Source organism: Armatimonadota bacterium, from assembly GCA_031459855.1.
Taxonomy (GTDB): Bacteria; Sysuimicrobiota; Sysuimicrobiia; order Sysuimicrobiales; family Humicultoraceae; genus Fervidifonticultor; species Fervidifonticultor primus.
Genome location: JAVKHP010000001.1, coordinates 1,537,137 through 1,558,936, shown reverse-complemented (window position 1 = coordinate 1,558,936; position 21,800 = coordinate 1,537,137). Strand labels below are relative to the sequence as shown.

At 68.2% G+C, this 21,800-nt stretch carries 23 protein-coding genes; 5 read left to right on the top strand and 18 right to left on the bottom strand.

Annotation, left to right across the window (positions count from 1 at the left end):
- Window positions 1-39: 39 nt before the first annotated feature.
- The 4 genes from QN157_07085 to QN157_07070 form a co-directional block, all read right to left on the bottom strand.
- Window positions 40-276: a type II toxin-antitoxin system prevent-host-death family antitoxin gene (locus tag QN157_07085; protein MDR7555358.1), complete on the bottom strand. Its 237-nt coding sequence runs from the start codon at window positions 274-276 to the stop codon at window positions 40-42.
- A 521-nt stretch (window positions 277-797) separates the two neighbouring features.
- Complete coding sequence (locus QN157_07080) at window positions 798-1,340, bottom strand: PIN domain-containing protein (protein ID MDR7555357.1); 543 nt, start codon at window positions 1,338-1,340, stop codon at window positions 798-800.
- Window positions 1,341-1,401: 61 nt separating this feature from the next.
- Window positions 1,402-1,695, bottom strand: a complete 294-nt coding sequence (locus tag QN157_07075) for a hypothetical protein (GenBank protein ID MDR7555356.1) — start codon at window positions 1,693-1,695, stop codon at window positions 1,402-1,404.
- A 56-nt stretch (window positions 1,696-1,751) separates the two neighbouring features.
- The gene (locus QN157_07070) at window positions 1,752-3,113 is read right to left on the bottom strand and encodes a nucleotide sugar dehydrogenase (GenBank protein ID MDR7555355.1); all 1,362 of its coding nucleotides are present in this window, start codon (window positions 3,111-3,113) and stop codon (window positions 1,752-1,754) included.
- A gap of 147 nt (window positions 3,114-3,260) precedes the next feature.
- On the opposite strand from QN157_07070, the gene QN157_07065 reads away from it, so the two are divergent.
- Window positions 3,261-3,503, top strand: a complete 243-nt coding sequence (locus tag QN157_07065; protein ID MDR7555354.1) for a type II toxin-antitoxin system prevent-host-death family antitoxin — start codon at window positions 3,261-3,263, stop codon at window positions 3,501-3,503.
- A 625-nt stretch (window positions 3,504-4,128) separates the two neighbouring features.
- Here the strand turns inward: QN157_07065 and QN157_07060 are convergent.
- The 3 genes from QN157_07060 to QN157_07050 form a co-directional block, all read right to left on the bottom strand.
- On the bottom strand, window positions 4,129-4,692 hold the full coding sequence (locus tag QN157_07060) for a Uma2 family endonuclease (GenBank protein MDR7555353.1): 564 nt from the start codon (window positions 4,690-4,692) through the stop codon (window positions 4,129-4,131).
- Window positions 4,693-4,731: 39 nt separating this feature from the next.
- Entirely contained in the window at window positions 4,732-4,884 is a 153-nt protein-coding gene (locus tag QN157_07055) for a hypothetical protein (protein ID MDR7555352.1), read from the bottom strand.
- 139 nt (window positions 4,885-5,023) lie between these two features.
- Window positions 5,024-6,058: an SDR family oxidoreductase gene (locus QN157_07050; protein MDR7555351.1), complete on the bottom strand. Its 1,035-nt coding sequence runs from the start codon at window positions 6,056-6,058 to the stop codon at window positions 5,024-5,026.
- Between the two features lie 192 nt (window positions 6,059-6,250).
- Between QN157_07050 and QN157_07045 the strand changes: the two genes are divergently transcribed.
- A complete protein-coding gene (locus QN157_07045) occupies window positions 6,251-6,538 on the top strand; it encodes an AbrB/MazE/SpoVT family DNA-binding domain-containing protein (protein ID MDR7555350.1) in 288 nt (95 codons plus the stop codon).
- Window positions 6,535-6,975, top strand: a complete 441-nt coding sequence (locus QN157_07040) for a PIN domain-containing protein (protein ID MDR7555349.1) — start codon at window positions 6,535-6,537, stop codon at window positions 6,973-6,975. The genes QN157_07045 and QN157_07040 overlap by 4 nt, the downstream gene beginning before the upstream one ends.
- Here QN157_07040 and QN157_07035 read toward each other — a convergent pair.
- The gene (locus tag QN157_07035; protein ID MDR7555348.1) at window positions 6,932-7,213 is read right to left on the bottom strand and encodes a carbamoyltransferase C-terminal domain-containing protein; all 282 of its coding nucleotides are present in this window, start codon (window positions 7,211-7,213) and stop codon (window positions 6,932-6,934) included. The two genes, QN157_07040 and QN157_07035, sit on opposite strands and share 44 nt — an antisense overlap.
- Before the next feature lie 13 nt (window positions 7,214-7,226).
- On the opposite strand from QN157_07035, the gene QN157_07030 reads away from it, so the two are divergent.
- Both QN157_07030 and QN157_07025 read left to right on the top strand, forming a co-directional pair.
- Window positions 7,227-7,481, top strand: a complete 255-nt coding sequence (locus QN157_07030; protein ID MDR7555347.1) for an AbrB/MazE/SpoVT family DNA-binding domain-containing protein — start codon at window positions 7,227-7,229, stop codon at window positions 7,479-7,481.
- Window positions 7,474-7,857: a type II toxin-antitoxin system VapC family toxin gene (locus QN157_07025; GenBank protein MDR7555346.1), complete on the top strand. Its 384-nt coding sequence runs from the start codon at window positions 7,474-7,476 to the stop codon at window positions 7,855-7,857. The genes QN157_07030 and QN157_07025 overlap by 8 nt, the downstream gene beginning before the upstream one ends.
- Before the next feature lie 98 nt (window positions 7,858-7,955).
- On the opposite strand, the gene QN157_07020 is transcribed toward QN157_07025, so the two are convergent.
- The 10 genes from QN157_07020 to QN157_06975 form a co-directional block, all read right to left on the bottom strand.
- Window positions 7,956-9,953, bottom strand: coding sequence for a hypothetical protein (locus QN157_07020; protein ID MDR7555345.1), 1,998 nt, complete (start codon window positions 9,951-9,953; stop codon window positions 7,956-7,958).
- Window positions 9,954-10,006: 53 nt separating this feature from the next.
- Window positions 10,007-10,999 carry a GDP-mannose 4,6-dehydratase gene (locus tag QN157_07015; protein ID MDR7555344.1) on the bottom strand — a complete coding sequence of 331 codons (993 nt, stop codon included), beginning with the start codon at window positions 10,997-10,999 and terminating at the stop codon, window positions 10,007-10,009.
- 69 nt (window positions 11,000-11,068) lie between these two features.
- On the bottom strand, window positions 11,069-12,247 hold the full coding sequence (locus tag QN157_07010) for a glycosyltransferase (GenBank protein MDR7555343.1): 1,179 nt from the start codon (window positions 12,245-12,247) through the stop codon (window positions 11,069-11,071).
- An 84-nt stretch (window positions 12,248-12,331) separates the two neighbouring features.
- Complete coding sequence (locus tag QN157_07005) at window positions 12,332-13,462, bottom strand: glycosyltransferase family 4 protein (GenBank protein ID MDR7555342.1); 1,131 nt, start codon at window positions 13,460-13,462, stop codon at window positions 12,332-12,334.
- Window positions 13,459-14,835, bottom strand: coding sequence for a lipopolysaccharide biosynthesis protein (locus tag QN157_07000; protein ID MDR7555341.1), 1,377 nt, complete (start codon window positions 14,833-14,835; stop codon window positions 13,459-13,461). The genes QN157_07005 and QN157_07000 overlap by 4 nt, the downstream gene beginning before the upstream one ends.
- Window positions 14,832-15,995, bottom strand: coding sequence for a glycosyltransferase family 4 protein (locus QN157_06995; protein MDR7555340.1), 1,164 nt, complete (start codon window positions 15,993-15,995; stop codon window positions 14,832-14,834). Before QN157_06995 ends, QN157_07000 begins: the two co-directional genes overlap by 4 nt.
- 98 nt (window positions 15,996-16,093) lie before the next feature.
- Window positions 16,094-17,461 carry a hypothetical protein gene (locus tag QN157_06990; GenBank protein MDR7555339.1) on the bottom strand — a complete coding sequence of 456 codons (1,368 nt, stop codon included), beginning with the start codon at window positions 17,459-17,461 and terminating at the stop codon, window positions 16,094-16,096.
- A gap of 262 nt (window positions 17,462-17,723) precedes the next feature.
- A complete protein-coding gene (locus tag QN157_06985; GenBank protein MDR7555338.1) occupies window positions 17,724-18,377 on the bottom strand; it encodes a methyltransferase domain-containing protein in 654 nt (217 codons plus the stop codon).
- The gene (locus tag QN157_06980) at window positions 18,377-19,432 is read right to left on the bottom strand and encodes a glycosyltransferase family 4 protein (GenBank protein MDR7555337.1); all 1,056 of its coding nucleotides are present in this window, start codon (window positions 19,430-19,432) and stop codon (window positions 18,377-18,379) included. The genes QN157_06985 and QN157_06980 overlap by 1 nt, the downstream gene beginning before the upstream one ends.
- A 14-nt stretch (window positions 19,433-19,446) precedes the next feature.
- Window positions 19,447-21,681 (bottom strand): glycosyltransferase family 4 protein, encoded by a 2,235-nt coding sequence (locus QN157_06975; GenBank protein MDR7555336.1) that lies wholly within the window; start codon window positions 21,679-21,681, stop codon window positions 19,447-19,449.
- Between the last annotated feature and the right edge of the window lie 119 nt (window positions 21,682-21,800).

The window sequence follows — 21,800 nt, the reverse complement described above, 5'->3', positions numbered from 1 at the left end:
CGGCGACCAGCCACACCCACGCGTGGGTGTCGAGGAGGGTCACTGAAGAGCCTCCCAGTCGTCCAGGGCCACCGGCCGTGTGGGTTGCTCGTAGCGCCGCACCGACCCGCGCAGGACACGCAAGATCTCGTGTGCGTCCCCCGTGTACGGCACCACCTTCACTACCGGGCGCCCGCGATCCAGGATCACCACCGGTTGGCCGGTTTCCTGCACCCTGCGCAAGTACTCCAGGGCCCGGGCCTTGAAGCGGGACTTGGAGACCTGCTCGACCACCATCGGTGCGCCTCACCCCTCGACCCTGACACTCGATGTTGGCGCTCGATGCTGAGAGCAGACAACATCAACAGGGCGACCGCGTCTCCATTCTGACCATGGTCACTGTACATGGTCACAATGTACGCCATCAAGGAAGCGCCCCGGACGCGGCTTCGCCTCTACCATCGCCCCGCCCCCGGACATCCCCGGGACGGTGAGTCTGAACGGCCACACGGCCGGAAGAACCTGGACACCCGGGACCCACCAATAGAGCCCTGGGCGGCGGTAGGCAAGGTCCCGGGGGTCCGAGCACGATCCCTAGGGAAAACCTGGGGGTGTACTAACAGTTCGTACACCTCTGGTATCCCCGTATCGGTGCTAGAAAAAACGGGCGGGTGTACTAACAGTTAGTACAGGCGGCGTGTGGAACTAGGGTCCGCGCAGCCAGCACAGGCGGGGTGCGGTTCAGGGGAAAATCGGTGGGGCTCAGGGGCACTCGAACGGGGGATCGGGCGGCGGTCCAGGGGTGGATCCCGGGGCGGTTATCCTCGCTCGGCCCGTCCGCCCCAGTGGAGGACCTGCAGGCCGGGGATCCGGGGGAACTCGCGGGCGTCCACAGTGGCCAGGCGGTACCCGTGGGCGAGGGCCGTGGCCGCCACGAGACCGTCGAGCGGGTTAACCACCTCTCCGCGCGCGGCCAGCTCCGCCGAGAGCCGCGCGTACGCGCGCGCCTCTTCGGGGCCGAACTCGACGCAGGGGAAGCGCGCGAGCACGGCGTCCACGAAGCGCTCGCGTCGGGCGCGCTGGTGCGGGGTGGCCGCGCGGTGGGCGGCCTGGAGTAGCTGCATGATGGTGAGCACGCTGACGGCGACCGGCTCGGCCTCGTAGCCGACGACCAGGCCGGCGGGGGCGGCGGCGCCCCGCGCCACGGCCACGAAGACGCTGGCGTCGATCAAGATACCCACGGCCACGATGCCCGCCGCGTCGGCCAAAATGCCCACGGCGTCGACGAAGATGCCCACGGGGTCGGCCAGGATGCCCGCGACGTCGGCCAGGATGCCTGCGACGTCGGCACATGTGCCCACGGCGTCGCAAACAACCGCGCGCGCGGGCCACGCGAGCGCGCCAGAAGGTCGAAGGGCCCGATCACGACCGCGACAGATCCGCCGACGACAGGCCTGCCGACGACCGGCCCGCCGCCCGCACGGCCTCCAGGTCGCGGGCAAACTGCTCGGCCTCGTCGGGATCCAGCCGTGGGAGATCGGCCAGCATCACCGGCAGGTCGGCAGCCCGCACCGCCGGTGCTGCGGCCGTGGGCCTCAGCTCGGCCACGGGCTTGCCGCCCCGGAACACCACGAACCGCTCGCCCTTGAAGCGCACACGTCCGAGGATCTCTGAGAGGTTGCGTGCCACCTCGGTCACGCTGAGATGTGTTGGCATAGCCGCCCCCCCGGGCCTACGTAGTATCAGGGCCACGCCCCACGATGGTCGCTCCCCTACAACCGCACGATCTTCTCCCGGCCCTCCCGCACCCCCGCCGTCGCGTTGCGCACGTCGAACACCAGCCGCGCCCGCCGCACCACCGCCGCGTAGTCGATGCACGAGTGGTCGGTGAGGATCAGCACGCAGTCGGCCCACGCCACCAGGTCGTCGGAGAGCGGCTGGCTGCGCAGGTGCTGCCCGCGCACCTCGATCGCCGGCACGTACGGGTCGTGGTAGACGACCTCCATGTGCCGCCGCTGCAGCAAGTCGATGACCCGTACCGCCGGCGAGTAGCGGGCGTCATCGATGTCGCGCTTGAACGCCACGCCCAGCACCAGCACCCGCTCGCGCCCGCCGGCGCCGTTGTCGTGCAGGGCCGCCAGCAGCCGGTTGACCACGTAGAAGGGCATCTCCTCGTTGACCCGCGCGGCCAGCTCGATGAAGTCCATGTGGAAGTCGTGCTCGCGCGCCTTCCACGCCAGGTAGTAGGGGTCGACGGGGATGCAGTGTCCGCCCACCAGCCCCGGCCGGAAGGGCATGAACCCGTAGGGCTTGGTGGCGGCGGCGTCCACGACCTCCCAGACATCCAGCCCCATGCGCTCGCACAGCTGAGCCACCTGGTTGACCAGGGCGATGTTCACGTTGCGGAAGACGTTCTCGAGCAGCTTCGCCATCTCGGCCGCTGCGGGCGACGAGACGGTCACCACCGGGCATCCCAGACGGCCCAGCAGCGCCGCGGCCAGCCGCGCGCTCAGCGGCTCGCACCCGCCCACCACCACCGGCACCTGCTCCAGCGGGTAGCGGGCGTTGCCCGGGTCGACGCGTTCGGGGGCGAAGGCCAGGAAGACGTCGCGGCCCACGACCCGCCCCGCGCTCTCCAGCGCCGGCCGCACCACCTCCTCGGTAGTCCCCGGGTAGCTGGTGCTGCGCAGCACCACCAGCTGCCCCGCCCGGCCGCAGCGCGCCACCTCGGCCGCAGCTGCCGCGATGTGGCGCACGTCGGGCTCCTTCTGCTGGGTGAAGGGCGTGGGCACGCAGATGAAGACCGCGTCGCAGCCCGCCAGCACCGCCGCATCGGTGGTGGGCAGGAAGCGCCCCTCGGCGAGGGCCTCGTGCACCGCAGGGGCCGGCACGTCGCGCAGGTACGAGCGGCCCGCGGCCAGCGTCGCCACCTTGGCGGCGTCGACGTCGAGCCCCCGCACCGCAAACCCGCGCCGCGCGTACGCCAGCGCCAGGGGCAAGCCCACGTAGCCCAGCCCGAGCACCGCGATGGTGGCCGTCCCCGCGGCGATGCGGGCCTCCAGCACCGCGGCGGGGTCGGGGCTCCCGCGCTCTCCCGGCGGTGTCGCCAGGGTTGGCTGATCTGCAGGGTTCACGTCGATGGGTTCCCGCGCTCGTTCCTGGGGTTCAATCCGCTGCCCGGGTATTTCACCAGGTATTCACCCGGGTGAAGCCAGCCAAAGAATTGACCATGGGAATTGACCATGGTATTCTCGCATCAACCTTGGGAGGGTAGGGCTCAGATGGAGAGGATCACCGTGTCCAAGTTCAAAGCGTCCTGCCTGGCGCTGCTGACGCGAGTCAAGCGAACCGGCCGCCCGCTACTGATCACCCGTCGGGGGGAGCCGATCGCCCAGGTCATCCCACCGCCGCCGCCGCCCAAGCCGCCCTCCTGGCTGGGCTCGTTTCGGGGAACTGGACGGATCACCGGCGACATCATCAGCCCGGCCGTCGCCGAGGAGGAGTGGGAGGTCTTGCGTTCCTGAGGCTCCTCCTCGACACGCACATTTTCCTCTGGGGTCTGCTCGACCCCGACCGCCTGAGCAAACGGGCTGCTGCGGCCCTGGAGCACCCCGGCAATGAACTCTGGATCTCCCCGATGGTGATGACCTCACCCTGGTAACGGCCGACAGGCATCTGCTGCGCTCCCGGTCGATCCCCACCCTGGCCGGATAAGGCGCCCGCCCCCAAGAGGCCCGGAACGCGCAGCCTGCCGAGCATTGCCTAGCCCTGGCCAGATCCAGGCGAAGATTGACATATCCCTCGGGTATGCCATCGCAGGCTCGGGCTCTGAAGCGCATCGCCGCCGAACGCGGATCTCTGTCGCCGAGCTCATCCGCCAGAGCCTGGAGCGTTTCCTGCAGACCGCAGGAACAGGGAACCGCGAGGAGCAGCGACGCCGGGCTCTTGCGGCCGCGGGTAGGTTTCGCTCGGGTCTCCCCGACCTGGCCGCTGAACACGACCGGTATCTGGCAGACACTCACCGTCCGTGAGCGTGTTCGTCGACACGTCAGCATTCCTGGCGGTTCTTGACGCCGATGACTAGCGCCTTCGACGATGATTTTCGCCGCCAGGGGTTCGACACGCTGAGCTGACCGTGTGATGGAGGAATTATCCCAAGACGTCGCCCACAACCAGCTCTAGGTCAGGAAAGGCTTGAGGGGCCACGCGTTGGTCTCGCTGAAGCCGCTGGACCTCCCGGTAGCCTCGGGGGTCAGGCTGCCGGTAGACCTCCAGCAGCCCCTCCGCCAGATCCACCAGCCAGACCTCCGGAATCCCGGCCCGGGCATAGAGGGGGAGCTTCACCTCTCGATCGTACGCCGGTGAGGTCTCGGCCACTTCCACGACGAGGAGGGCCTCCTCGGGGCCGGGGTGCGATGAAGCGTAGAAATCGGAGCGAGGCTTAAGCAGTATGAGGTCCGGCTGGGGCTCTGAGCGCTCCCCGAGGTCGATGGGATCCTGGACGCTGAGGATGATCCTGCCGGCCGCCTGTAAAGGGATGAATTTGTCCAGAAGACGCTTCAAGGTGCCGGCGTGGCGACTTCCAATAGGAGCCATCTCCACGATCTCTCCCTCGATCAGCTCCACCCGGTCGTCTTCGCCAAGGATGCCGGCTTCGCCCATCCGGTGGTATTCGGCCACGGTAAACAAGCGCTTCAGAAGCGGAGTGGCCATCGCCACCCTCCTCTCACCAGCTCCCCTTCAGGCTACCCACTAACACCCTCCAATACCGTCAGCGTCGCAGGCCTCCAGCACCGCCGGATCGTCCTGTCCCCGGAAGCGTGCGCCGATCAGCGCCCTCACCACAGCCAGCAGAACGGCCACCTGAATCCCCACCACCCGCTCGTCCAGCGTGCCCTGCGCCACCCGAACTTTTCCCGCTTCTCTTAGCGGCATTGTACCGCATTTCTTCGACCCTCAAAACCTGCGCCCATTCGCCTCTGCCGCGACCGTCACCGGCCGTGACGCCTGATCATGGGACCAGCGCCACCGACCGCGCCCGGGCTCATGGGCGCAGGTCACCGATCGCCGCCGGAGCCGCCAGCCGCGCCCGGAAGTACTCCACCGTCCTGGCCAGGCCGTCGCGCAGCGGCACGCGCGGCGCCCAGCCCAGCAGCCGCTGCGCGCGGGCGACGTCGGGCCGGCGCACCCGCGGGTCGTCGACCGGCCGCGCCACGAACTCCAGGGGGCTGTGGCTGCCGGTCAGCTCCAACACCAGGCGCGCGATCTCCAGCACGCTGCGCTCGTCGGGGTTGCCGAGGTTGATCGGGTGGTGGATCGAGTCCTCGTGCTCGTTGTTGGTGTGCAGGAACGCCCGGTCGGTGCGCTGCTCGGGCGGCCGGTCGGAGGGGTGGAACAGCACCGCCAGGATCCCGTCGACCATGTCGTCGACGTAGCAGAAGCTGCGGGTCTGGGTGCCGTCGCCGTGCACCGTGAGGGGTTCGCCGCGCAGCGCCTGCACGATGAACGTCGAGATCACCCGCCCGTCGTGGGGCCGCATGCGCGGCCCGAAGGTGTTGAAGATGCGCACGATGCGGGTGTCGAGCCCGTGGTAGCGGTGGTAGGCCATGGTCATGGCTTCCGCGAAGCGCTTGGCCTCGTCGTAGACCCCCCGCGGGCTGATGGGGCTCACGTTGCCCCAGTAGGTCTCGGGCTGCGGGTTGACCAGAGGGTCGCCGTAGACCTCCGAGGTGCTCGCCAGCAAGAAGCGCGCCCCCTTGGCGCGCGCCAGCCCCAGGGCCTTGTGCGTGCCGAAAGCGCCCACCTTCAGGGTGTGGATGGGGTACTCGAGGTAGTCGCGGGGGCTGGCGGGCGAGGCGAAGTGCAGCACCGCGTCCAGGGGCTCCTCGATGTAGAGGTACTCGCAGACGTCATAGCGGATGAACCGGAAGCGCGGGTGGCCCAGCAGGTGGGCGATGTTGCTCTCGGTGCCGGTCAGCAGGTTGTCCAGGCACCACACCTCGCACCCCCGCTCGAGCAGGCGGTCGCAGAGGTGGCTGCCCAGGAACCCGGCGCCACCGGTGATGAGAACTCGCCGCAGGGTGTCCACGCGCGTCACCTCCAACACAGCTCGATCGCCCGACGCTCCGGCCATTCCAGCCAGCAGCACCGCCGAAAACGACAGATCTTTGCCGTAGGGCGAAGCATTGCAGGCTTGACGACTGATAGAAAGTCTGTTAATCTACTTTTTGGTAATTCCACCTTTTGGATGGTTGAGCTTTGGAGGACTGCTATGCCCGAGAGCAAGTCGCTCACGAAGCTCGTTCGACCCCTTCCCAAGGGGCAGATCACTCTCCCTGCGGAGTTTCGGCGCCGGTTGAGGATCGACGCGGAGACTATCCTGAGCCTCACCTTGAAAGAGGGCAAAATCGAGATCGTTCCTTTGCGCCCCGTCCCCCAGGAGGGGACCCTGCGGGAATACGGGGACGATGACATCGAGCGCTTCCTTGCGGAGGACCGGCTCGATCCGGATACGGCAGCGAAGGTCCGCAACCTCCTCGGCCGGACGGCGCCGGCGTGACGGCGCCCCCTCGCCTGTTTCTGGACGCCAGCGTTCTGATCGCCGCGGCCGAGTCCCGCACGGGAGCCTCGACCCTGGTGCTGGAGGTCTGCCGGCATGGGCAAGCCAAGGCCATGAGTACCCGCCTCGTCTTGCTGGAAGCCGAGCGGAACATCCGGGCGAAGCTCGGACGGGAAGCTCTCCTCCGGTTCTACCGGGAGATCGGCGACCTCGACCTCGATCTGGTCGACACCCCTTCCCCCAAGGAAATCGCGGACATGAGTCGGATCATCCACCCCAAGGACGCCCATGTGCTCGCGGCGGCGGTGAAGGGGGACGCCGAGGTCCTCCTCACGTTAGATCGCGCCCATTTCCTCTCTCGGACGGTCCTCGAGGCCGGCCTCCCATTCGAGATCATGACCCCAGGTGACTTTCTTCGTCGCTGGGTCGAGCGCTAGTACGCAATCGCCGTTCCAAAAGCGCCGGCCGCTCGAACTCCTTGATGAGGTGCCAGTAGCGGGGATTGGTCTGTCGGCTCACGGTCTGCAGCCACCCGGTGCCGTCCACGTGGGTGGGGGCGGGAATCACACTCCGCTTCTCGAGACGGACCGGGTAGGCCAGGATCATGAACGGCGAGGGGTATGCCCGCTCGACGTATGCTTTCGGTGTTGTTGACACGATATGCCTTTGTGGCATAATTTAACTCAAGATGACACATCAAAAAATCAGGACACATATCGGCAAAGGTGGCAGGCTGGTCATTCCAGCACCCTACCGTCGCCTCCTGGGCCTGCGCGTCGGAGACGAGGTCATCGTCCGCCTGGAGGAAGGAGAACTGCGCATCCTGACGCCCCGGCAGGCGCTGGCACGTGCTCGCGAGCTGGTGCGTCGCTACGTGGCGCCCGACCGATCCCTGGCCCGCGAACTCCTCGCCGAACGTCGCGCCGAGTCGCAGCGTGAGTAGCCTCGTCGTGGACGCCTCCGCGCTCCTGGCACTGCTGCAGGGCGAGGCCGGGGTAGAGCGCTGGGATGCCGTCATCGGAAACGCCGTGATCAGCGCGGTGAACCTTTCCGAGGTCGTCGCAAAGCTCGCCGACGCCGGGATGCCCGAGACGGAGATCCGGGCCACCCTTGAACCGCTGGGACTCCACGTCGTCGACTTCGATGCCGCCCAGGCCTACCAGGCCGGCCTGCTCCGGCCCGCCACCAAGCGGTCGGGCCTCTCCCTTGGGGACAGCGCCTGTCTGGCCCTGGCCAGATCCAGGCGGCTTCCGGTCTTGACCGCAGACCAGGCCTGGAAGGCATTGCGGCTCGGCCTCGAGGTCCGCGTCATGCGCTAGGGCCCGCGTGCTAGCAGAGCGGACCGTGGCGCACCGCGTAAGCCGCGAGCCTCGGTACTCCAGGAGCACCGCCTCACTTGCGGCATAGGACCCATGCCCTACGCCACCACCACCCCCGCGCGGCGCGCCCGCACCCCCGCCGCCTGGCACGCGCCGACGACCTCTTCCACCACCTCGGGCGGGGCCGACGGCGCTGCCACCAACACCTCTTCCACCCCGTAGCGGCGCACCAGCTCGCCCAGCTCCTGCCGGCTGCCGAGCACGCGCAGCCCCTGTACCACCGCCCCGCGCTTGGCCGGGTCGTCGTCGACGAACCCGACGGGCCGGTAGCCGAGCGTCGGGTTCTGCCGCAGTTCCTGCAACACCAGCACGCCGCCGCTTCCTGCGCCGAAGATCAGCACCGGCCGGCCGCCCACGGCCTGGGCGGCCAGGTACTCACGAACAACCCGCAGCGAGAAGCGGCTGGCCCCCAACAGCAGCACCGTCAACAGCCAGTCGAGCACGAGGGCAGCGCGGGAGAGTCCTTGCAGGCCCGTCCACGCCAGCAGCGCCGCGACCGCAGCCGCCGAGCCCGCAGTTGCGCCATAGGCGAGCCGCAGCAGGTCGAGCACGCCAGCGTACCGCCACGCCCCGCGGTAGACACCCGTCAGCGACAGCGCCGCCACCTTGAGCGCCACCACCAGTGGTAGCGCCTGGGCCACGGCTGCGCTTACTGTCGGGGGCAGTGTGCCCTCGAACCGCAAGAGGTGCGCGGCGACGAAGGCCGTGGGCACCAGCACGAGGTCAACGAGCATGATGGTGATCCACTTCTTGTGGAAGAAGGGCGTCGGCAACGCAGTCTGCCCAGGCGGTACATGCCGTAGCCCAGGCGCCACATGGCGTGACCGCACTCCGTCCCGAGTACCGCCGGGCATTCCAACTACCGTGTCGCCGTCCGCGTGACGCCACCGTGGCGAGACAGCCCCGGCACGGTCTAGCGTTTCGCCCCGACCCCCTACGTCGTCCCGGCTTCGATGCCGGCCGTTCGTGTCGCGTCCGTCGCCGCGCGGCAAGCCGCCGTGCGCCCCGCCCTCGCGCGCCCCGGCCTCGTGCTCGTAGACCCGCACCTCCGCCAGCACCAACCCCAGCGCGGCAAACCCCAGCGCCAGCAGCACGCTCACGGTCAGCCCGGCGAGCGGGTTGAGCTCGGTCGCCGCCAGCCCGGCCGCCCCCGCCGCGGCACTGAGCGCGTAGAGCAGCACCACGGCCTTCCGCTCAGGCAGCCCCAGCGTGACCAGCCGGTGGGCGGGGTGGTCGCGCCCGCCCTGGAAGAGGGGTCGGCGGTTGAGCAGCCGCAGCACGGTCACCATGGCGCTGTCGAAGATCGGCACCGCCAGGATCAGCCCGGGGACCACCACGGTGAGCAGCACGCTGCCAACGTTGCGGTGCGAGCCCAACACAGCCAGCGTGGCCAGGGTGAAGCCCAGGAACCCGCTGCCGCAGTCGCCCATGAAGACGCGCGCCGGCGGGAAGTTGTGGACCAGGAACCCCAACGCCGACGCGCCCAGCACCAGGGCGGGCAGCCCCAGGTGGTCACCGCCGTCCAGGGAGAGCGCCACCAACCCGGTTGCCGCGATCACCGCCACGCCGGCCGCCACCCCGTCCATGTTGTCGAGCCAGTTGAAGGCGTTGGTCGCGCCCAGGATCCAGAAGGCGGCCAGCGGAGCCTCCACCAGCGGCGGGAGCACCTCGAACCGCACGCCCAGCAGCACGGGCAAGAACGCCGCGAGGATGAGGAGCGTGAGCTTGGGCCGGTTCTCCAGCGGACGCAGGTCGTCCGCCAGGCCTACCAGGAAGACGAACGCTCCACCGACGAGGAGTGGCAGCAGGGCATCGCGCACGTCCGGGCGCGCGAAGAGCAACAACGGCACCAGAAAGCCGATGTAGATGGCCACCCCGCCCAGGCGCGGCACCGGATGACGGTGCCAGCGGTCCTCGCGAGGGCGGTCCACCAGGCCCAGGCGCGGCGCGGTGAGCCGGACTCCCCAGGTGAGGAGGTAGCTCAGCGCGAACGCGAGACTCGTCGGAACTAAGAGGAACTGCATGGCGTCCAGCACCGTGGGCGCGCCAGACGATGTTCGGCTGGCGACGTCGGCCCCTTCGGCCCGCGCTACCGCACCGCCTCCACCTGCCGCGCCAGGTGCGCCCGGGCGTGGGCCACCACCCGCTCCAGGATCACCTCGAGCGGCGTCTGCGGCGCGTAGCCCACGGTCTCCCGCAGCCGGGTGACGTCGGGGACCCGGTAGTGGATGTCCTCGAAGCCGCGGCCGTAGGCGTCCTCGTAGGGCACGTGCACGATCTCCGAGACCGACCCCGTCAGGCGGCACACCCGCTCGGCCAGGTCGCGGATGGTCACCGCCTCCTCAGAGCCCACGTTGAAGACCCGGCCTTCCGCCGCCGGCGTCTCCATCAGGCGCACCGTCGCCTCCACCGCATCGCCCACCCACGTGAAGGACCGCACCTGCGAGCCGTCGCCGTAGACCGTGATCGGCTGTCCCCGCAGCGCCTGCTCGACGAAGCGCGGCAGCACCATGCCGTACGCCGGCGACTGCCTGGGGCCGACGGTGTTGAAGTACCGCCCGATGACCACCGGCAGCCCCTTCTCCTGGCAGTAGGCGCGCGCCAGGAACTCGTCGAGCGCCTTGCTGGTGGCGTAGCACCAGCGGATGGACGTGCCGATGGTGATGTCGTCGTCCTCGCGGAAGCGGCCCGTGCCGTTGCGCACGTCCTTGCCGTAGACCTCGGAGGTCGACGCGACGAAGACCTTGCGCCCATGCCGCAGGCAGGCATCGAGCACGTGCTGCGTACCCTTGACGTTCGTCTCGATGGTGCGCACCGGCTGCTCGAAGACCAGCCGCACCCCCACCGTCGCGCCCAGGTGGTAGACGGCCTCGCAGCCCGCCACCGCCTCGTCAACGACACCCTCGTCCATGATCGAGCCCAAAATGAACCGGAACCCCGGCCGGCGCATGAGGTGGAGGATGTTCTGCAGGCTGCCGGTGGAGAGGTCGTCGAGGGCCATCACCTCGTCGCCCCGGGCGAGCAGCGCTTCAGCCAGGTGCGAGCCGATGAAGCCCGCTCCGCCGGTGATGAGAAGTTTCATGGCTGGTCGCCCCCTGTCAGGAGTCGCCGTGAGTCGGCTGGCTAATACGAGGATGTTTGCCGAAGTCGTTCACCTGATGGACTCCAAGAGCATGTCATACAGTCGTTCCATTTCGGCAATCAGGCGAGCCGACGCGAAGCGTTCCCGAGCCACACTCTGGGCGCGTCTGCCGATCGCCCGTGCGGCGGCTGGATCCTGTAGCACCGCCAGGATCGTCGAGGCCAACTCCGAAGGATCACCAGCAGGCACGAGAAATCCGGTTTGACCGCCCCGGATAAGTTCGGGCAGACCCCCAACGCGCGTGGCGACGACGGGACACCCCGCAGCCATCGCCTCAATGACCGCGACAGGTGTCCCCTCGTCCAGCGACGACACGACAAGGACGTCGAGATCGCCGTACACCTTCGGAAGGTCGAACCGCCACCCCGTGAAAATTACCCTGCCGTTGAGACCTAGCTCGTACGCCTGCCGCTCCAGGCTCGGCCGCAGGGGACCATCGCCGACAATGACAAACCTGGCGGACGGGTAGCGCTCAGCGACTTCTGCGGCAGCATCGAGGTACAGTTGATGGTTTTTCACGGGAAAGAGTCGTCCCACGATACCCACCAGAGGATACGTGTCGTCCAGCCCCAGCTCCCGGCGGAACGCCCCTCGGTACTGAGACGCGTCGAGAAACGGTTCCAAGTCCAAACCCAGTGGAACGACGTCTATCTTCGACGGCGGCGCGACATTGTAGGCGACCAGATCGCGCTTCACCTGTTCGCTCACCGCGATCAGGCGGTCGCTCATGCCTGCTAGGAGCCGTTCCATCCGCCTCAGCAGCCAGCTCCTCGCCGGGCCGTAGTAGCCCCGCAAGATGTGACCGTGAAACGTGTGAACCACCACAGGAACTCCCGCGAGCCTCGCTGCGATGCGGCCGAGAAAGCCTGCCTTCGCGGTGTGTGTGTGCACGATGTGTGGTCGTTCCTGCAGGATAATCGCGAGAATTCTTGTTAGCGCTTTGAAATCGTGGGGGCCTAGCGTCAGAGTGGCCATCATCTCGGGAACGAAGATGGGCTGCACGCCTTGAGAATATGCCCACTCAACAAGTGACCCTTCGCCGGTACTCTCCCTGCCCACGACCAGCAGAGAGTGGAAACGTCGCTGGTCGAGGCCGGTGTGAAGCGTTACCACGTGGCGTGCCGGTCCTCCCACGTTCAGGCGCGTGATGACGCGCAGAAGTTTAACGCGAGAGAGTCTGTGTAGCATCGGCGCGCTTACCTCTGCCCGGATTGCCCAGCCTTACTTAGACCAGGACAGCCGGCACCGGCATCGGCTCAGATCGCCTCTCTCTCACGACATCACTGCGGCACCCAGTGCCTCCCGGTACACCTCGATCGTCGCCTCGACCATCCGGTCGAGCGAGAAGCGCTGACGGGCTCGCCAAACCGCCGCCTCCCCCATCGCGCGACGACGCATAGGATCCGCGGCCAGTCCAGCAAGCGCGTCTGCGAGCGCGGGCACCGAGTCCGGCGGGACGAGCATCCCAGTCTCCCCATCGGCCACGATCTCGGGGAGCGAGGCGGTTGCCGACGCGACCACCGGCACCCCGAGCACCTGCGCCTCCAGGGCAGCGAGGCCGAAGCCCTCCCGCAGGCGCGCGGATGTCGGCACCGCTGCGACGTCAGCAGCTGCAAGCACGCTGCGTACGTCAGGAACGAAGCCCAAGAACCGGACGCGGTGCGCGAGCTCGAGCGCAGCTACTAACTTGTTGAGACGCTCGCGTTCCGGTCCATCACCTACAACCACTAGCCGAAGTGGGACACCGCCGAGCTGAGCTACCGCTCGGAAAAGCGTGTCGTGGCCCTTGCCGGTCACGAGGCGGGATGCGATGACTACAACAAACGCGTCCGGCTCAACGTGGAGCTTCCGACGTGCGGCCTCCCGCTCATCCGGGGTTAGCGGTTGCCAGACCCGGCGGTCAACCCCGTAGTGAACGACCCGGACATTGGATGCTTCGGCGAGTCCACGGCTGGCCAGAAACCGCGCGACCCAGTGGGAGATGGCAATGACCCTGCACGCCCGTCGCAGCGCCCAGGCCTCAACGTGGCGGACCCCGGGGCGCTCGAAGAAGGGGTGTGTCCCGTGGAAGCTCGAGACCGTCGGAACCCCGGCGATGACCGCAGCGGCGGCGCCGTGGAGGTCGGCGTGGATGAGGTGGGTGTGGATCAGGTCCGGCCTGAAGCGACGGATCAGGCGGACGAGCGTGGAGACGACCACCGGGTTCACATCCGGCCCGGCCGGGACCGCATCCACCGCTATCCGCCGTTCCTCGGCAGCAGCGAGGAACCGGTCGGCCCGCCCTGCGGTGAGGACCACCATCCGTACCTCGACGCCCCGCGCGGCGAGGGCGGGGAGGAGGTCGAGCAGGTGCCGCTCGGAGCCTCCGATACCCGTCACCTTCTGGACGTGCAGGATCTTCACGGTTCGCTCGCCTTGCGGGACCGAAGCACTTGCCGTGGATGGATTGCAGGTGCTGGATAGGGTGAATGCCGCCATGCCGCCCGGCGAAGGAGGACCGTCCAGACCACAGCCTGGGTGAGCAGCCCCGCTGTCACGGCGATCGCACCGCCGACCGCGCCCCGTGGTGCGAAGATCACGAGAAGGCTCAGGACAACCACCGCGTCCAGAGCAAGTACAACAACGCGCACGTCCGGTCGGCCCAGGGCAGCAGGGAGCGTCTTCGTCCAGCCGAACGCGAGGCTCCCGATCGCTGCCAGGAGGAAGATCCGCGCGGGGGTGACCGCGTCCGCGTAGCGGGCGGAATAGAGCGTCGGGATCAGCCAGGGGAGCAGGAACCACCCGGCGATCGCCGCTGGCACGCCGATTACCAAGCCCGCTCGCACGTAGGCCCGGCTCGAGTCGGGCAACTCGCGGTGGCGCCCCTCGGCCGCCAGGCGCGCCTGCTCGGGGAAGAGGGCGAGGCGCACGGGCGCCCCCGCTACGTCCGCCGCCTGGAGCGGGAACGTGGCGACCTCAAACACCGCGACCGCCGCTGGCCCGGAAAGGCGCCCCAAGACCACGGGAATGAGCCCGTTCCTCGCACCCGAGACCGTCGTCGCCAACGCCGAGCGCAGCCCGAAGCTCAGAAGCGGCCCGATCCCGACTTCGACGTCAGCTCGGACACGATCCCGACGCCACTCTCGCCCGCCCGCCCGCCAAGCCGCCCAGCCCTGCAGCGTGCTTCCTGCGACAGCAGCAACGAGTGCTGCGAAGAGGGTCCAACGAGGCGACTGGGTGGCGAACGCCGTACTGCCCACTAGGGTCAGCCTGAGGGCCCCGGAGGCTGCCATCAGCCACGCTCGCGTGTGCGGCCGGCCCGCAAGCAGGAGCGCGGCCCCCGTGGTGCCATCGACCGTCTGGACCATCGTGGTCAGGGCAGCCAGGCGGACCAACTGGGGATCGAGCCAGCCGCCCGACGTGAGGTATGCTACGGGCTCCGCGAGGGCCAGCACGAGCGAGGCGACCGAGACACCAGTCACGGCGTCCGCCACGAGCGAGCGTCGGAGGATCCCGTAGAGCGTCCCAGGCGCCCCGGCGACGAGCGCCCGCGATCCGTGGTGGACGACGGCCTCCTCGAGGGGCACGTCCAGCAGGACGGCGACCGTCGCGACAACCGAGGTGGCCAGGGCGAGAGCTCCGAATCCTTGAGGGCCCAGGCTTCTGGCCAGAACCAGGGTGGTCGCAAACCCCAGAGCCACCGACGCCCACAGGCCGGGAACCGCGATGCCCACGCGCCGCCAGAACGTACCGGTCTGCCAGAACGCCGCGCTGTGGTCAGCCTCTTGCAGGCTCACGAGATCCCCAGAAGCTCTTCCATCCGGCGCTGTAGCTCTATGAGCGCCTCTTCCCGTCGCCCCAAGTAGGCGAGCGCGTCCTCCCTTGCAGCCTGGCCATATGCCGCTGCCACGGCTGGCCGGGACAACAGCCCCTCAAGAGCCCTTGCGAGGGCTTCCGGATCCTCAGGCGGGACGAGGGTACCGTTCCGACCTGGACGCACGATTTCCCGAATACCGCCGAGGTCGGTGCCCACGAGCGCACATCCGGCCAGGCCGCCCTCGACGAGGCACATCCCGAGCCCTTCTTCCCAACGGGAGGGCAGCACCACGGCCCACGCGCGCCGGTAGAGCTGGGGCATGTCGTGGGAGGCCACCCAACCAAGGAACCGCACGCGATCCTCCAGACCGAGGCGCGATGCCATCCCCTCAAGACGCGCACGCTCCGGCCCGTCCCCGGCCACCTCCAACACGGCTTGCGGGATGGCTTGGACCACCCGTCCCCACGCCCGCAGCAGCATGTCGACGCCCTTCTCCGGCACCAGTCGCGCTGCGCACGTAACGAGCGGGTTGGGCGATTTCCGCCCGGGTGTGAGAACGGTCTCCCTCCACGACGTCGGGAAGGGGAGCTCGACGATCCGCTCCGACGGGACCCCGGCGGCTTGTGCCAAGTGCCGCGTGAAGCGCCCCATCGGGACCACGAGGCTTGCCCGGCGCAGAACGGCGCGCTCGAGTCTGCGGAGCAGCTGGGCGGCCCAGCGGCGGCCCCGCACCCTGAACTGTTTGCTTGCGGGATTGCCTTGCACGCGGACAACCAAGGCGGGGCCGGCGCGGCGCGAACCGAGTCCGGCGATGCCAACGGCGCTGTATGGGGTGGGCGCGACGAACACACCAGGACCGCGTCTCGTCAAGGCCAGGACACGGTGGGCGAGCCAGGCCAGCGGCACGGCGATCGGTGCCGGCAGGTTCCACGGTACGACGGGCCCCCGCGCGCCCAGCTTCGGGTCCTCGCTCGCGCCGGGCCGGCGCCGCAGGCCCCACGCCTCGACCACGATTCGGTCGTCCTCAAGGACCCACGGAAAGTCACGACCGAGTTCGTAGCGGTACCACTCGACGCCCGCCGCGGTGGTGAGGTCAGGGCACCAGATCTCAAGGATGACTAGGCGATAGAACCCAGACACGCTCCCTCGTAGCCTCCGCCACCCTCACTCGGGCTCCGCGCTGTTGCCGGCCACTTTAGTTAGCCGTCATACCTCTTCACAGGCGCCCGCCAACGCATTCAACCAACAGCTCGCAAACGAGTGGCCTTCCCGACCCACAAGAGAACCCCTGCCATGCCCACTACGACGATCATCTCCCCCCATTTCTCGATGCCCTCGAAGAAAATCCGAATCACGTACCACATGACGATCGATGGCAGCACCGGGATTGAGGTCTTGGCAGCCTCATACGCACGAGCCGCGATGAACCCTAGGCCCGCAGCAAGTACAACCGTTCCCCCAATGCCAAGCGTCAGGTATCCCGCGCCCGCGATGCCAGCGTGAAACCCCCACGGCCTCTCCCTCACGAGCCCACGTGACATGGCAAGAAACACACCAGGACTACGCCCACCAACATCGACGAACTCCGAAATGGGCCACAGTAACGCTCCGAGAATCGGGCCAGGCCCCAAGACTTTGCTCTCATGGGCCGCCGCTGCTGCTGGACCATGTAGTTGCCCCAGGTCAACCACCATGAGGTACCCAAGCTCTCTTATGTAGGCCGACCACGCACCCGCGCTGGTGAGGGCTCCTATGCCGCCGCCCCTATACAGCGCTCCGGCAAACACCACGACGGCCGAGGTGGCCAACAGCAGTAAGGAAACGAACCCCGGGCCGGCAGCTGGTAACTTCAATCGCTTCGCTGGCCACCTCTGCCTCTCCATCTGCCAGATGAGAATCGCGATCGCCACTGGTGTCAAGGCCCGGCTTCGACCCCCTAGCACCAGGAAAAGTATCGCTGCCCAAAATGCCGGAGTCAGACTCCGCAACCTCAAGGGATGTGTGACGCTCCCCTTCCAAGTGATCATCCCGACTGCAGCAATCATCAGCAACGACGTGTAGAACCAAATGCCAGAACCCTCCTGGATTGTCGCACCTCTGAAGGCGCCGCTTAGTGCGGTACCAACCAAATCGCCCGTGTTTGTCACAACGAACAGTGCCAATGACGCCGCCCCCAACCAGTACGCAAGCCAGATAGGAATTCCCAGCATGCTGAACGCCAAATTGAGCTCGTGCTCGGTGCGCACAGGTGCCTTGGCGCGATTCCGTCTCCCCGTCAGTTCACCCACCAGTATCAAGAGAAAGCTGGTCGCCGCCACGGCCGTCAATCCGAGGCCCCTGAGAAACTCTTCCGGTCCTATGCCCAAGAGCACCAGCACAGGTGCTTCCACGTGCAGCCATCGGACAAGAGCGTAGGGGAACCAGTATCGGATCATGAGCAGGGCAATGACGAGAAGACCTGGATGCAGCGGGTCTCGGGTCCGACGCCAAATCAGCGTTGCTATCGCGAAATTTATGCCCGCCATACCGACAAGAAGCAGAGACTCGCGTGGCGGGCCGCTGGAGTAGTCTGCGATCAACACCACGGCGTAAGCAGCGATCACCATACGAAGAAGCGCGAGTGGCAGGTCCCGACGAGAAAGACGTCTACGAGACGCTTCCATCCAAACAAGGCATAGGATAAGCAAGGCGAGCCATAGCCGGTCCGTACCAGCAAGGAGGCCAACCGCAACAGATGGAACGATCACAAGGCTACCACGCGCGACACTAACTAGGATTGCGCACTTGCCCGTCGCGCGGGCAGCTCCGAGCCCCCGCCAAAGGCTCCTATGCTGCCACGTCAACCGGCGGTCTCGATCCGAAGACAGCCTAGCCATCGCCTGTCATCGACCGGCGGGCAAAGAACACGAGGTCGTTGGACGTGAGCTGCGGAGCGAACCGCGCCAGCCGGCCGACGCACGGCTTCACCGACACCTCTTCAAAGTAGCGCTCAAGCGTGCAGAAAAGCGTCGCCGGCGAGAAGTGATGCAGATGGGTGGGGTCGTCCTCGAACGGCCTCCCGAACAGGAACCGAAGCCGGTTCTTGAGTCTGAACGCGTTCGGGACGGACCCCACCAGCACGCCTCCTTCACGTAGGACCCGGCGAGCCTCCTCCAGCACGACCTCGGGGAAGGGGACGTGCTCGAGGATCTCCCCCGCCAGCACGACGTCGAAGGTTCCGTCTTTGAAGGGCAGACCGGCCCACAGGTCGCATGCAACCGGGCGGAGCCTCGCGGAGCCCCGCGCAGTCCTGAGCGCATCGAGATCTATGTCGACGCCCACCGTACGTGCCGGGTCAAGCCCGAGGGCGTGCGCCAGGGCCCCGTCCCGGCAACCCAGGTCGAGCACGAGCGTCGGGGCGGCGGGCAAGGCCTGGCGGATCCGGGTAACGCGCTCTTCGCCACCGTAGATGAAATCGGCTCCGCGGGTTGCGTTGTGTCGACGGTAGATCTCGCGGATCCGTCTCGCTCTTCCCACCTGCATCACTCGACGGCCAGCTTCCCGATCACGTCCACCACGCGATCGGCCCATCCGTCCAGCGAGTGCCCCTCGCGCACTCGGGCGCGCAGCTCCTCTGCCGTCTGCGCCCGGACGGCGACGGGCGCCTTCCAGATCCCCCTGAGGACCTCGGCCAGGTCGGTCGCGTCACCTTCACGGTAACGGAGGCGCATCGGCAAGCCTTCGGCGAGGCCATCGAAGCAGGGGTTGGACCACACAGCGAGCCGCCCCGCTGCCATCGCCTCGAGGACCACCTTGTCCCCCGAGCCTGCCCTGGTTCCGTTCACGAGGACGTCCGCTTCCGCGAGCACGCGCGGCACCTCCGGGGCTGGCACAGGGGATTCGATACTGACCCATCCGTCGGTCTCGGCAGCAAGCCGGCGGAGCCGTTGCGCATACGCCTCCTCTTGCGAGGTCGTCGCCGGCCCCACGATGCGCAACCGAACCGGCAGGTCGTCGGCCCGCAGCTTCGACGCCGCGGCGATTATCGTATGGAGACCCTTCACAGGCGACAGCCTCCCGAGTGCGAGGAGGTCTAGGCCATCGTGGGGCACCGGGGGGTAGATGCCGCAGAAAGCAGCCATGTCGATCCCCTGTCCGATAATTCGGACCTTTCGGCTTGAGAAGGGGAAGGCTCCCGGCAGCGACGTGAGGACCAGCGCGGACGCTCGCTCCGCGATGCGGAGCGCTCGGGAGTCTCGAGGATGGGCGAACCACAGAACGCCCGCAACTCCGTGGAGGCTCAGCAGCGGAGCTGCCGCGTTCAGGTACCGGGGGCACATATGGGCGAACAACGCGTCGGGGCGGTCGTTCACGAGGGTACGCTGCAGGTGCGCCAGGTACGCCGCGAACCGGCGCCACGGAGGCGCGCCCTGCTCCTTGCCGAGCGAGACCACCCTGGCCTCGAGGTCATCCGGCACCCGGCGGACCTCGTTGGCGATCACCGTGAGCCTATCGCAGCGACTGGCGAGTGCTCGGATCCACCCGACCGTAAACCCGAGCACCGGGTCGGTAGGGTCCATGACCTGCGTCACGAACACCAGCCGCGCACGTCTCATCGCTTGCTTCCAGCCGCCCACGCTGCCATCCGCGCGGTCCCCTCGGCGAACTCCCGGGAAGGGTCCCGCGCCTCTGCGCGGCGGCGGCCTTCCCGGCCCATCCGTTCCGCGAGGTTCCGGTCTGTGAGGAGCAGGATGAGCGCTTCCGCGAGCGCGTCCGCGTTCGCTGGCGGAACGACCAGCCCCGTCACGCCGTGTTCAACGACCTCGGGGATTCCCCCGACGCGGCTGGCCACCACCGGGCGGGCCCGGGCCATGGCCTCGATGATCACCCGCGGCAGGCCCTCGCTACGGGAGGGGAGGACGAGGAGGCGAGCCCGATCCATCAGGGCCAGGAGCTCCGCGCGCGGTCGGGCGCCGAGGAACCGGACCTGCCTCCAAACCCCGAGGCGCGCCGCCTGCGCTTCGAGTTCGGCCCGGCGTGGCCCCTCTCCAACGATCCAGAGCTCGGCTGCGGGGATCCGCCCCAGGACCCCTGCGAAGGCGTCGAGCAGGACGTCGACGCCCTTGTGCCGTTCGAGTACGCCGACGAAGAGCGCGACGGGCTCTTCGGGCAGGGGCGCGAGCGCGGCGTCGAGAAAGTGGGCGAAGTCGCTATAGGCTACGAAGCGGTCTACGGGCCCGGCGTAGCCCGCCTCGCGCACCAGCCGCTCCATCTCCGCGCTGACAGCCCGGACGCGATCGGCGTGGCGCAGGGCCCACACCGCCACCCGGTCCGCCGCCGGGGCGAGTAGGCGGCGGAGGAGCGACCCGTACAGGCGGCTCGCCGCCCGCCAGTCGCCGTGCACCTCGACGAGGACCCGTGGCCGGTATCCCTTGGGGAGCAGCCAGCGGAACCCCTGCACCACGGCACCCTCGTACGGGCTCTGGCACACGACAACGCCTCGCCGACAAGCCGCAAGGGCGACCGCCACCACCGGCCCCATAGTATAGAAGAGGATCGAGGCCGCGACCTTCGGCCGCCTCGGGAATGCGACGACTCGAAGAGGTACCGGCGGGACGGGGCCGGGCGGTCGCACAGAGACCACGGCGGCCTTGAGGTGACGGGCCAGCACTTCGAACTTCGAGCGGAGCGACCCGGGCGGCTCGAGCCCACCCTTGCCCACGAACACCGCGCGCGGCCTGACGGCATAGCGAAGGACGGCCTCGATACGATCGACAACCGCCTCGAGCGTCCACTGGCCCGCCCGCGCGGTCGCCTGTCGAGCAAGCGTACTCCGCCACTCCACGTCGTCGCGCAGCCGCCCCAGGATCTCGGCGAAGGCCTCGGGGGTTGCTTCCGACACCAGTACCCCCGTCTCGCCGTCGGCCACGACCTCCCTGGCCCAGGGCGCGGCCGGTGCCACGACCGGCGTGCCGCAGGCGAGGGCCTCCACGGCAACATGGGGGAGCCCTTCGTAGGCGCTCGCGAGGACCAGCACATCCGCCCCGGCCAGGTGCGCCGCCACGTGCTCACGGGGGAGTTCTCCGATCAGATGCACCCGACCCCCGACACCGAGCCGTTCGATGTGCGTTGCGACGGCTCCGCGCTCCGGGCCGTCGCCGATCAGCTTGAGCTCGACGCCGGAGGTGAGCGCGACGGCCTCAAGTAGAACATCCAGCTTTTTCCAACCCACCATCCGACCCACCCAGACCGCGCGCAGCTGTCCTCGGCGGGTCTCCCGCTGCTGGCATCGCCACTGGTTCCCGGCCACGCCAATGCGGACCACCTGCGCCTGGATCCCGGGGGCCCAGCGGCGGACCGTGGCCGCCAGATACTCGCTCGGCACGATCACGGCAGTGGCCCGGCGCACGGCCCAGGTCCGCATCCACCGCATCAGCCGCACACGCGGCGTCCCTCCGCGGGCCCGCTGGAACTCCTCGAAGCTGAGGCTCGTAAGCCCGAGACGCCAAGCCCGCTCCCAGGCGTGGTCGCCGGGCACACGAAGTACGAGGGGGCAGCGGGCGAGGATGGCCGCCAGGGCGGCGGTCTCGTGCATGCCGACGCCATAGATCACGTCGGGGCGAACGCGGACGACCGCACGGGCCGCGGCCACGATCCGCCGGGGCCACGGCCAGCGGCGGGGCAACCGGATGACTCCGTCACTCCGTGCGGCACGATCCGCATCGGCCAGCGTTACAACCTCCACTGTGTGGCCCCGGTTCCGCAGAGCACTGCGGAGGTCTGCGGCGTGGCTCGCCGGTCCGCCGATGTCCGGAGGGTAGATGCCGGTCACTATGGCGAGCTGCATGTGCTGTCGGTCGATCCGCAGACCTCTGCCCCAGGCTGCCTTCTCAGGGACCTTCGTCTTCCTTCTGCAAGATAGGCCGCAGCAAAAGCCGCCTCACGTTTCGATGCATTGAAATGCCC